General features: G+C 73.5%; 7 protein-coding genes and 1 pseudogene. 5 read left to right on the top strand and 3 right to left on the bottom strand.

Annotation, left to right across the window (positions count from 1 at the left end; translation table 11 throughout):
* A pseudogene (locus D474_RS32740) lies at positions 1-636 on the top strand (septation protein SepH); the annotation flags it as partial.
* Between the two features lie 63 nt (positions 637-699).
* Here D474_RS32740 and D474_RS0115905 read toward each other — a convergent pair.
* On the bottom strand, positions 700-3,054 hold the full coding sequence (locus D474_RS0115905) for a PH domain-containing protein (protein WP_017614536.1): 2,355 nt from the start codon (positions 3,052-3,054) through the stop codon (positions 700-702).
* The gene (locus tag D474_RS0115900) at positions 3,054-3,644 is read right to left on the bottom strand and encodes a PH domain-containing protein (protein ID WP_017614535.1); all 591 of its coding nucleotides are present in this window, start codon (positions 3,642-3,644) and stop codon (positions 3,054-3,056) included. Before D474_RS0115900 ends, D474_RS0115905 begins: the two co-directional genes overlap by 1 nt.
* A 151-nt stretch (positions 3,645-3,795) precedes the next feature.
* Between D474_RS0115900 and D474_RS0115895 the strand changes: the two genes are divergently transcribed.
* Entirely contained in the window at positions 3,796-4,758 is a 963-nt protein-coding gene (locus D474_RS0115895; protein ID WP_017614534.1) for a daunorubicin resistance protein DrrA family ABC transporter ATP-binding protein, read from the top strand.
* Positions 4,755-5,585: an ABC transporter permease gene (locus tag D474_RS0115890; protein WP_017614533.1), complete on the top strand. Its 831-nt coding sequence runs from the start codon at positions 4,755-4,757 to the stop codon at positions 5,583-5,585. The genes D474_RS0115895 and D474_RS0115890 overlap by 4 nt, the downstream gene beginning before the upstream one ends.
* Here D474_RS0115890 and D474_RS0115885 read toward each other — a convergent pair.
* The gene (locus D474_RS0115885) at positions 5,567-8,956 is read right to left on the bottom strand and encodes an AfsR/SARP family transcriptional regulator (protein WP_017614532.1); all 3,390 of its coding nucleotides are present in this window, start codon (positions 8,954-8,956) and stop codon (positions 5,567-5,569) included. The two genes, D474_RS0115890 and D474_RS0115885, sit on opposite strands and share 19 nt — an antisense overlap.
* Before the next feature lie 153 nt (positions 8,957-9,109).
* On the opposite strand from D474_RS0115885, the gene D474_RS0115880 reads away from it, so the two are divergent.
* Positions 9,110-9,727, top strand: coding sequence for a YbhB/YbcL family Raf kinase inhibitor-like protein (locus D474_RS0115880; protein ID WP_026118532.1), 618 nt, complete (start codon positions 9,110-9,112; stop codon positions 9,725-9,727).
* A gap of 325 nt (positions 9,728-10,052) precedes the next feature.
* On the top strand, positions 10,053-11,990 hold a 1,938-nt coding region (locus tag D474_RS0115875), incomplete at its 3' end, for a hypothetical protein (protein ID WP_017614530.1).

Here is an 11,990-nt window from a genome sequence, read left to right as displayed (position 1 = left end):
CGCGACGAGCCGCTGCGTCCGGTGGCCGGGCGTGCGCAGACCGACCAGTTCGGTGTTCCCCTGACCGAGGAGCGCCGGCGCCTGGCCGAGGAGCGGCGCCGTCCCGCCGCCGAGCCCCGGCACCCGCGTCCGGGGCAGGACCCCTACTTCGACCCGGCCGAGAGCGAACCGGCGCGTCCGGAGGCCGCACCGCGCCCCGGTCCGGCGGCCCCGCCGAGCGCGCCTCCTCCGGCCGCACCGGAGCGCCCCGCTGCACCCGAGCGCCCCGCTGCCGCGGACCGGTTCGCGGTCCCGGAACCGCCTGCCGAGACCGAGCGCCCCCACCGGGCCGAGCAGCCCTCCGCCCCGGACCGGCCGGACCCCCGTCCGGCCCTCCCGGCCGAACCTCCGGCGCCCGAGCCCGCGCCGCCTGCCGCCGAGCCACCCGCACAGCCCGAGCGTCCGCGCAGGCGCCGCGCCACCATCGATCTCAACGACACAGGCCGTCCGCGCCGGACCGCCGAACAGACCGGGCCTTCCGCACCCGCCGCCGAACAGAGCGCCGAGCGTCCTGCCCCCAAGCGCAAGGGCCGCGGTCGCCGGGCGTCGGTCCCGTCCTGGGACGAGATCATGTTCGGTTCCAAGAAGAGCGACTGACCACCGGCCGCGGCGCCCGTCCGCACGGGGCCGGTGCACCACGAGGACAGCGAGGACCGCTGATCAGCGGTCCTCGTCCGCTGTGCGGGGGCTCTCCTCGTCATGGGGGTCCCGGAGATCCTGAGCATCGGTGACGCCGGGGCCGTCGGAGCTCGACCCCGGCGAGGACGTACCGCTTTCGACCAGGAACGGGCGCACCATCTCCGGGGTGACGTCGGCGGCGAAGGCCACCGACCCCGGCAGGGAGGCGTCCTGGGCGGTGTACCCTCCTGCACCCGCGCCGACGGTGACCTGCAGGTTCGCGATACCTGAGCGGCGCTGGAACAGCGTCTGGGTCCAGGTCCAGCCGATCACGGCGGAGCGCTCCACGATCGCCTGTCCACGCTGGAGCGAACCTGAGCGCACGCTGACGTGGGCGCCGTCGTATCCGTGGCCGAGCGAGCGGTAACGGTCGATGCCCAGGGGCACGCCCAGGACGGCCAGGACCGCCGAGGCGATGACGAGCCAGTTCCAGTCCAGGACCACACCTGCCGCGCCCGTGAGCAGGAACGGACCCACCGAGCGGATCAGGCGGCGGGGCAGCGCCGCGCGCGGGTGGCGCCGGAGCCCGCCGTCGTACCGGGCCAGGGCACGTTCGACGACCGAGGCGACTTGCGGGCGCGGGCCGGTCGGGAGCAGGACCGCGCGGGTGGCAGCATCGCCCAGTCCGGTCACGATCGCACGCAGGCGCACGGCGCTCCGGGTTCGTTCGAGCGGGTTGTCCTGGAGTTCGTGCCCGCGGATCCGGCGCTTCTCCAACGTGACGCTGCGACGGGTGAACAGGCCGCGCTCGGCCACGAGGGAGCCCTCGCGGCCCTTGAGGGTGAAGCCCCAGTTGGTGACCGCGTAGGAGACCACGGCGAACACCGGCATCAGGAGCACCAACGCCACCGGGATCCCGATGGCCAGGGTCGTGAGCAGGGCGCGGTCGGTGGCGTCGATCCAGCCCATGACCGTGTCGGTGGCCACCTCCATCTGGGCCGCGGACTGCTGGAGGATGCCGATCGCCGTGGCCAGCAGCGCGAACGGGGTGAGCAGGTGGGCCAGGCTCAGTGCGCCGAAGAGGTACCAGGTGCGCGGCATCTCGAAGTGGACGACGGTCTCCGGTTCGGCCGCGGCGGTGCCCCCACTCTCCTCGGTGCCTTCCCGGTCCTGCTCGGTCTCGGTGAGCACGGCGCGGCGCCTTAGGAGCTCGCCCCGCAGGCGGTCGGCCTCGCCGGCGTCGACGGCGTCGAGCTTGCCGTCCTCGGTGGCCATGGAGCCGGCGGCGGCCTCGATGTGGACCACGGAGACACCCAGCATGCGGTGCAGGAGGCTGCTGGTGACGTCGACGCCGCGGATGCGTTCCAGCGGGATGGTGCGGCGTTCCCGGCGTATGAGCCCCTTGCGGATCTCGATGCGGTCGTCGGTGATCTCGTAGCGCAGGGTCTGCCAGGTGACGAACCCGCCGACGAGCAGCATCACGACGGTCGCGCCGGTGGCCGCCAGCAGCCACGGGTTGAAACCGCCGATGACCAGGCCGATGAGGATCGGGAGGAGGATGCTGCGCAGCTGGTTGATGGGGCCGACGACCATGCTGCGGGGGCTGAGGCGGCGGCCGCTCTCGGAGGTGAACGGCTGGGAGGCCTCCTCGGTCCACCACTCCCGTGTCTCGGGCGGGTGGTAGTGGCCCTCGGGACCGTACGGCCCCGGAGCACTGGGCGCCGGAGCACCACCCCCGCCTCGGTCCGGCGCCGCACACGGGCCGCCCCATCGGGACCACTGGTCCCAGGGGCCCTGCGCATCCTGTGTGCCCCGAGCCTGCCACTGACCGTGTCCCTGATATGCGCCGTAGGCCGGCCTCTGAGCTGCTGAGGGGCCGCTGGGGCTGTCGGGATCGTGGTGGACGCCGGCGGTCGCCCCGTCCTCGGCCGGCCTCCCCCAACGAGCGCGCTCGTACGACCACTCGTCTCGCGCGCGCTCGTCCGGAACGCGTTCAACACCGCCGCCGCTCGGCGCACTCTCGACGCTCGGGGCAGGGCCGGGAGCCGGTCCGGACCAACCCCGACGGGCGTGCTCGTCCCGGTGGGAACCCTGCGTCCCGTGCTCACTCCGAGCATCGGATGGCTCCTGCCCCTGTCCGGGGCCGGCATGCGCGTCCGAACCCGCTCCGCGCTCGGGCGGCCCCCAACGGGCACGCTCGGAGGCAGCCGCGTCCCGCGAGAGCGCGCCGTCGGCGCCGTCCCTGCGCGACGGGGTCGAGGAGTGCGGGTCCGGGCCGGGTTCCTGGTCCTGGCGCCACTGGTACGGGTACCGCCCAGCGGTGTGGCCGGCGGGGCCGCGGGCCCAGCGCTCGCGTTCGGGGTCCGCGGGTCCGGGGTTCTCGTACTCGTGGTTCATCAGGTCGCGTCGTCCCGGAGTGTGGCGGCGCGCGCGGCCAGCTCCTCGCTGAGCACACGCGCTTCCTCGGCGTCCAGCCCCTCGATCGTGGAGGACCCCGCGTAGGAGGCGGTCTGCACCTGCAGCGTGGCCACGTCGAAGACCCGCTCCAGCATGGCCTGGGTGTGGTCGACGGTCTGGATGCGGTTCACCGGCACCAGCTGCCAGGCGCGCGCGATCCACCCCGCACGGGTGTAGATGACGTCCTCACCGACCTCCCAGCGGTGCACCCGGTAGCGCCACGAGGGCACCACGGCGATCTTGACGAGCCCGTAGAGACCGTAGGCGATCGGTAGCACGCGCGCGTTCTCGCTCAGCCAGTCGGGGATCCAGGGCAGCGGCAGGTTGGCCAGCATCGCCGCGACGACGCTGACGAAGGCCAGGTTGAGGGCCACCCCGATGACCATGCGCACCGTCCACACCCCGACGGCGCGCCCGCTGACCTTGCGCAGGGGCGGGCGCAGTTCGGCCGTGTGTCCCTCCTCTGTACGGGGCTCGCGGGGGTCCTCCCCCGGTTCGGGGCGGTCGTCGTGGGCGGGACTGTTCAACACGCGACCGAGTCTAGGACGTGTGGGGCGAGGTCAGGCAGAACCCCGTACCGCACGGGGGGAATGGGCCGCGTCAGGGTCGCGTTCCCCTCCCGTCAGCGTTCTGTCAGAGCGTCTCGGCACACTTGCGTACAGACGTTGAACGGAGGACGAAATGACCCACGCCATTCGTGCGGAGGGGCTGGTCAAGGAGTTCAAGGGCAAACGCGCCCTGGACCGGGTCGACCTGACCGCGAGGAGGGGAGCCGTTCTGGGTGTGCTGGGTCCGAATGGTTCCGGGAAGACCACGACGGTACGTATCCTTGCGACCCTTCTGCGCCCCGACGCAGGGTGCGCGGAGGTCGACGGGTTCGATGTGCTGCGCCACCCCCACGAGGTGCGCCGCCTCATCGGGCTGACGGGCCAGTACGCAGCCGTGGACGAGGAACTCACCGGAACGCAGAACCTGGTGCTCATCGCTCGCCTGCTCGGATTCGACCGCACCCAGGCGCGGGTCCGCTCCGCCGAACTCCTGGAGCGCTTCGGGCTCTCCGACGCCGCCGACCGCCCCACCAAGGGCTACTCGGGCGGTATGCGCCGACGCCTGGACCTCGCCGCGAGCATGATCGGGCGCCCCTCCATGCTCTATTTGGACGAGCCCACCACCGGTCTGGACCCGCACAGCCGCAACGAGCTGTGGGAGGTCGTGCGCCGCCAGGTCGACGAAGGGGTCACGGTCCTGCTCACCACCCAGTACCTCGAGGAGGCCGACCACCTCGCCGACGACATCGTCGTCCTGGACCACGGCCGCGTCATCAGCGAGGGCACCCCCGAGCAGCTCAAGGACCGCGCCGGCACCCAGGTGCTGGAACTGCGCACCGCCGAGGCCGAGCAGCTCGGCCTCGCCGTCAAGGTTGTCGAGGCCGTCACCAGCGCACCGGTGTCCGACGACGGGCTCGCGGCCCGTGTCCCGGTCACCGATTCGGCGGTGCTGCCCGAGGTGGTGCGCCGCCTGGACGAACAGGGCGTGGCGGTGGGTGAGCTGTCGCTGCGCAAGCCGAGCCTGGACGAGGTCTTCCTTGCACTGACCGGTCAGCCCGCCGAGCCCCAGGAGACCAGCGAGGAGACTTCAGCATGAGTGCCGTGACCACCGACTCCCCGACCGGTCCGGCCGGCCCGACCCCCTTGGCTCCGCAGAGCGTCACCCCGCTGCGCACTGTCCAGCAGGGCCTGCAACTGGCCTGGCGCAGCGTGCTCAAGATCAGGTCCAACCCCGAGGAGGTCCTGGGCCTGACCCTGCAGCCGGTCATGTTCGTGACTCTGTTCGTGTTCGTGTTCGGGCAGGCGATGATGGGCGACTGGCAGTCCTACCGGGACTTCCTCATGCCCGGCATCATCGCCCAGTCGGTCATCTTCGCGACGCTGGGCACCGGTTTCACGCTCAGCCAGGACGTGGAGAAGGGCATCTTCGACCGGTTCCGGTCCCTGCCCATCGCCCGCTCGGCCCCGCTGGTGGGTGCGATCCTGGGTGACCTGGTCCGCTACACGATCACCGTGGTGATGGTGCTGATCGTGGGTCTGGCGATCGGGTTCCGCCCCGAGGGCGGCGTGCTGGGCGTGGTCGTCGCCGGTGCGCTGATCCTGCTGTTCGCCTTCGCCCTGTGCTGGATGTCTGCGTTCGTGGGGATGATCGTGCGCACCCCGATGTCGGTGCAGGCGTTCGGGATGATCCTGATGTTCCCGCTGACCTTCGGCAGTTCGGCGTTCGTCGCACCGGAGTCGATGCCGGGCTGGCTGCAGACGGTGGCCGTCAACAACCCCGTCAGCCACGTGGTCGACGCGATGCGCGGGCTCATGATCGGCGGGGACGTGGCCGGACCGGTCTTCTGGACGCTGGTGTGGACGGTGGTCATCACGGCCGTGTTCTTCCCGCTGGCGGCCTGGGCCTACCGCCGCCGCACCTGAGCCCTCCCGGTCTCCTCGCCCTCTTCCGTCCCCGTCGGTCCGGGGACGCGGGGAGGGCGGGGGCTCGCGCTCTCCCTGGGCATGTGGCCGGAGAGCCGTTCGGCCAGGGCGTCCCCGATCCGTTCCGAGCCGGTCTCCCGCCCTCGGGCTAGCAGGGCCCCGTACCGATCGGTCCCAAGAGCACCGACGAGGTGCTCCCGGGTCTGCACCACGGCGGGGTCGGCGATCTCGGGCAGACCGCGCAGCGCCTCCCCGTACCCGAGCAGGAGAGCGGCGTCCTCGGGGTCGCGGTCGGCGGCCAGGACGGCGAGCAGCTCGGCGATCTCGGCACCCACCGGACCGATCGGGCCCCGGACGGAGGAGATCCCCCAGGCACGACCGAGCATGTCGAGCGCCTCGTGCTCCCGCCCTGCCCGCCGGTGGACGGTGGCGGCCAAGCCCCACCAGGCGGGTTCGACATAGACCCAGGAGAACCCGCCGAGGCCGGTGACCTCCTCGGTGTGGCGTTCGATCAGGGCCGACGCCCCGTCGAGGTCGCCCTCCTCCCGGGCCGCCTGCACCCGTGCCATGATCCACAGCACCCGGTGGTCCTGTTCCAGACGCCCCGCCCAGGGGGCCAGGGCGTCCAGGTCCGTACGGCCGGAATCGGTGTCGCCCTGGAGCACCGCGACCTGCACACAGCGGAGCGCGAAGACGGTGGCCATGTCGTGCAGCCCGGTGCTCTCCGCGATCCGCCGCCCCTCGGCGAGCAGGCTGCGCGCACGGGCCAGGTCGGAGTGGTGGTACAGGTCCGCGGCCTGGGCCAAGGCCTGGCAGATCCCCCACGGGTCACCGAGATGGCGGAAGTCCTTCCACGCCCGCAGAGCGCGGTCGAGAGCACGGTCGCCGCGGCCGTGCACCACCTCCGCCAGGGCGAGCATGATCTCGATCGAGGCGCGCGTCCACCGGTCCGCCCCGTCCAGCGCATCGACCAGGCGCCGCAGGTGCACACCCCCGTCGGGGCCGACCAGCGCCGCGTAGAGCAGGGCGTTGACCAGAACGGGGTGGTACTCGGGCAGGCGTCCCTCGGGGGCCAGCACGGCGTCGATCTCGGCCATGAGCTCTTCGGCGTGGTCGAGTTCCAGGTCGATGCGCACGGAGGCGCGGTGGAACAGGCAGCACGCGTGCGCGACCGCCCGACCCGGGGGCATGCGGTCCTCGAAGGAGTCCAGGACCTGCGACGACCACCGCGCCAGGGGCTCCCAGTCGCCCTCGATGGTCCAGTACCACTGGCCGTACTCGATCAGGTCCAGGGCCAGGTCGGCATCGCCCGAGTCCACGGCCCAGCGCAGGGCGGCGCCGAACCCGGCGGCGTCGTCGGCCAGCGAGGCGAGCACGGAGGCCTGGCGGGCACCGCGCAGGCCCGCGTCGGCCTCGCGCCACAGGTCGCGCACGTACCGGGAGTGCTCGGTGCGCACCCGTGCGGCCTCCCCGCTCTCGACGAGGCGTTCGTCGGCATAGGCGCGGACGGTCTCCAGGAGCCGGTACCGCGGCTGTTCGGGATCGGCGGTCCCGGCTTCGGCCACCACGAGCGACTGGTCGACCAGGGAGAAGAGCGCCTCCCACACGTCCACACCGTCCACCTCGGTGGTGCCGGGGTCGGCGCACACCCGCTCCACCGTGCTCAGCCCCGCGCCCCCGGGCACGACCGACAGCCGCGCGAGAAGGCTGCGCTCGGCCGGCCCGAGCAGGTCCCAGCTCCAGTCGACGACGGCGCGCAGCGTGCGGTGCCTGGGAAGGGCGGAGCGCTGCGGACCGCTCAGGAGCCGGAACCGGTCGCACAGGCGCGCGGACAGGTGCGCCGGCCCCATCGAGCGCATGCGGGCGGCGGCCAGCTCCAGTGCGAGGGGGATCCCGTCGAGTTCGCGCACGATCCGCACGACGTGGCCGACGTTGTCAGGCCCGACGGCGAAGTCGGGACGCACGGCACGGGCGCGGTCGGCGAACAGGGCCACGGAGGGGTAGCGCGAGGCCTCGGCCGCCCCGCATCCCTGGGGCGGCAGGGCCAGCGGCGGCACGGGCAGCAGGCGTTCACCGGGCACCTCGAGGGGCGCGCGGGAGGTCGCCAGGACGGTGAGACCGGGGCAGCGGGAGAGCAGGGCCTGCACTGTCCCGGCGGCCCCGTCGAGCACGTGCTCGCAGTTGTCCAGCACCAACAGGGCGCTGCGCCGGGCGAGGTAGGAGACGACCCGGTCCAGGGCCGAGGGCGCGGCGTATCCGACGGCGCGCGGGCCGAGGCGTGTGCCCTCCTTCAGGCCCAGGGCCGCAGCAACGGTCTCGGCGAGGTCGTCGCCCTCGGCGAGCGGGGCGAGTTCGACGAACCACGCGCCGTCCTCGACCTGGTCGTGCCCGTCCTCGACGAACGCGGTCGCGGTCTCCACGGCCAGGCGGGTCTTGCCTGCGCCGCCGGGGCCGGTGAGGGTGACCAGGCGCGCGCGGGTGAGCAGTTCGCGGGCGCCGGCGGCCTCCTCCTCCCGCGGCACGAAACTGGTCAGGGCCGACGGGAGCCGCACGCGTTCGGCGGCGGGATCGTGGGGGTCTGTGTCGGGAGGTTCGGACACGGGGCCGGCCCGCCCCGGTCCGTCGGCCGCCCCGGGCGCGAGTTCGCCGCGCAGCAGGCGCAGGTGCAGGTCCTGCAAGTGCGGCGAGGGGTCGAGACCCAGGGTGTCGGCGAGGTGATCGGTGAAGCGGGTGTGCGCCACGAGGGCGTCGGCGACGCGGCCCTGGGCGGCGAGGCAACGCACGAGCAGCTCCACGGGGCGTTCCCGGTAGGGGTCCTCGGCCGCCAGTGCCTCCACCTCGGGCAGAACCCCGGCGGGGTCGCGCTCCAGACGGGCGGCGAGGTGGTCCTCCACGACCGTGCGGTGCAGTCCCTCCAGCCGCACCGCGGTCTCCTCGGCCACACCGCGCGCGGTCAGGTCGGGCAGGGGTCGTCCGCGCCACAGCGACCGGGCGCGGGACAGGTCTCGCTCTGCGCCCGCGTGGTCACCCTTCTTGAGCAGGGAGCGACCCGAGCGGGCCAGGCTCTCGTACACGTGCAGGTCGACGCCGGCTGGGTCGGCGTCGAGCCGGTACCCGGTGCCGTCGCCGTCCACGGTGACCCCGTCCCCGAGGGTCCGGCGCAGGCGCGAGACCAGCGCCTGCAGGGTGTTGGGCGGAGGAAGGCTCTCGCGGTCGGGCCACACGGCCTCGGCCAGGGCCTCCCCGCTGACGCGTGCGCCCGCACGCAGCAGCAACAGGCTCAGCAGGGCGCGCAGACGCGGCCCGCCGACGCCCACGGGCTGCCCGCGGTCGTCGCGGACCTGGAGAGGACCGAGAACGCTGAACCACACACGTCCATCATGACCGATGACCGACCTTGCCGCGGCGGCCAGTAAAGTTCGCTCAGGACCCCAGGGTCCGACACCAGCGAGTCCGCCTGCCGACCGGCGCCCCGAGAGTGCGGCACCACTCGGCAGGCCCCAGAGAGCCCAGCAGGAGCCCCATTGTTCCCGGTCCTCCCATCCACCAGGATCCCTGCGCCGCGTCCGGTGCGTCGAGTCTCCGCCGCCACGCGGGCCGGTGCGGTGGCAGCGGGTGCGGCCGTGGTCGCGACCACCGGTTGCGGGATGTTCACCCCCGGGCTGAGCGGGGAGATGCCCGACGACATCACCGTGACCAGCCCCCTGATGCAGGAGGGCCAGCCGCTCCCCGAGGTCTACACGTGCGAGGGCGTGGAGAGCGAGGACGGTGCGGAGATCGCCGGGGTCTCGCCGCCGCTGAGCTGGTCCGGGCTGCCCGAGGACGCCGGCTCGACGGCGCTGGTGGTCGACGACCCCAGCGAGGCGACGGTCTTCTGGGTCGTGCACGACCTCGACCCCCAGCTCGTGGAACTGCGCCAGAACACGGTCCCTACCGACGCCAAGCAGGCGCAGAACAGCGCGGGCGAGGCCGAGTACACGGCCCCCTGCCCCGATGAGGACGACCTCTACGAGTACCGGTTCACGGTCTACGCGCTGGAGGAGGGCCTCGGCCTGCCCGACGGTGCCGAGCTGGAGACCACGTTGGAAGCCATCTCCGAGCGCGCCATCGCGCGCGGCACCCTGGTCTCGGAGAGCGAGTAGCGCCGCCGGCCGCCCCGTGGGACGGATCACCGGCCGCGGCGGCGGAGTGCGTTCAGGAAGCCCCCGGCACCCTCTGCACACGGCGCGCAACAACACATACAGTGGGGCCGTGCCCCTCGCCCCATTTCAGATGACCGATACCCGTCCAGTCACCGCGCGGCACCTGACCTGAGACCGCGGTGGGCCCCCGACACCTCCTCAGTCACCCGGCCCGGGATCCACTGGCACGCCGGCCTCCACGGCCGCCGTGCCGTGGTCGGACACCCGGTGCCCGGCCCGGCCTCGTCGCGGGTGCGGCCGACCTCCCCAAGGTAGTGCGTACACCATGACCGTCACCGTCATCCTCATCATCGCCGTCATCGTCGTGCTCGCCGTGCTCCTGCTCCTGCTCCTGCTCCTGGGCATGCGGGCACTGAACCCGGGATCGCGCTCGGACGGACACGACGATTTCGACGACGAATACGACGACCACGACGACGACCGGGGCGCAGACGCACAGAGAGGACGCCGCCAGCGGAAGGGGTCCGGTGTGCCGGGGTTCATGAAGCGGCGCCGGGTCGACTGGGAGGACGACGACGGCGACGACGGGCTGTCCGACAACGACTTCTGGTCGAGTCTGAACGAGGAGGGGCCGGCGCAGCGCCCGGCCCGGGGGCGCGGCCGCGGCGGCCGAGGCAGCAACGGTGGCCAGTACGACGAGTACGACGACGAGTACGAGTACGAGTACGAGGAGCACGAGTACGACGACGGCCCCTACGAGGACGAGCAGGAGGACGAGCGCGACGCCCGAAGGGGACCCCGCACCCCGGTGGGCGGTTCGGACCTGGGGCACGGGCCGTCCGAGAACGAGCCACCGTCCACGCCCGGGCCGCAGACCAACATGATGGCGCTGGCCGACCTGGGCCGGGGGGACGGCCCTCAGCAGGTCGTCGGCCGGGACAGTGGTGGCCAGGGCCGCTCGACCGGACGTGAGCGTCCCGAAGCGCCCTATTCCGGCACGGGGCGTTCCGAGCAGTCCTCGTCGGAGACCGTGGCCCACCCCGGGCCTCCGGCCTCCGGTTCCGAACGGGCCGCCCCCTACCGCGACGACCGTTCCTCGCTGCCCTCGGACGACGGGAACCGCGGGCTGCCGGCCGCCGGTCCCTCCGGCGACAGCCACGACCCGCTCGGGTCTGCATCGTGGTCGACGGGGCCCTCGGCACTGCCCCCGCGGTCCGAGGCCCCGCTGGACGGGCCGCTCAGCACCCCTTCGGCGGGGCCGGGAACGCCCTACTCGGGGGGCACCGGGGCCGCGGGGGGCGGGGCCTCCGGGGCATCGGGGCCGACCGCCACGTCCGCCCCGTACGGTGCACCGTTCGACGGCGGGCGCTTGTCCGCGGGGCCGTCCCAGGGACCGGGCTCGCCCTACGACAGCGGCGTTCACAACCGCCCCGACCCCGGTTCCGGCTCGCGTTCCTCCCCCGACCCGCTGGACCCCGACTTCCGCCCCGCGCCGAGCAGCTCCGGCCCGGAACCCGTATCCCCGATCTGGTCGAGCATGGACACCGGCACGCACCAGCGCCCCGACCCGTCGGCGCTGCGCTCCCCCGAGCCTCCCGTCTCCGGGGGCCCGTCCCCGTACGGCGGTTCCGAGCAGGTGCACGGACAGCCCGCACAGCCCGGACAGTCCGACCCGCTCGCCGGGCACGGCGCCCCGTTCCGGCAAGGCGGGCCGAACGCACCCGCGCAACCCTCCCCCTACGAAAGCGGCACCCACAGCCGCCCCGGCCAGGGGCCGCCTGCATGGGGCCGATCGGAGGACACCGGTCACCACACCCGCTCCGAACAGGGACAAGCACCCTGGGGCAGCCCGAACGAAACGGGCAACCGTGCGCACCCCGGCCCCGCCCCGCCGCTCTGGGGAAACTCGGGTGACACCGGCGGCCACGCGCGTCCCGACCAGGGTCGGCCCCCATGGGACGGCCCGTCCGAGGCCCCGCAGTGGAGTGGGCCGGGCGACGGCGGCCCCCGCACACCGGCCTCCGGGTGGAACCCGTCCGCGGACACCGGGAACCACAGCCGTCCCGCACCGGGCGCCCCGATGTGGGGCGACCCGGGGACCGCCGGGAACCCGAACGACCCCGGCAGCCACACGTACCCGGGGCAGGGCCGGGCGCCCTGGGACCACCCGAACGACCCGGCGGTCCGTCCCGGCCAGGCACCGCAGTGGGGTGAGCCCCACGACACCGGCAACTACGCCCGGCCCGACCCCGGCGCACCGTGG

Source organism: Nocardiopsis salina YIM 90010, assembly GCF_000341025.1.
GTDB lineage: Bacteria > Actinomycetota > Actinomycetes > Streptosporangiales > Streptosporangiaceae > Nocardiopsis > Nocardiopsis salina.
Note: the sequence above shows the minus strand (reverse complement) of the source record. Positions and strands in the feature narration are given on the sequence as shown.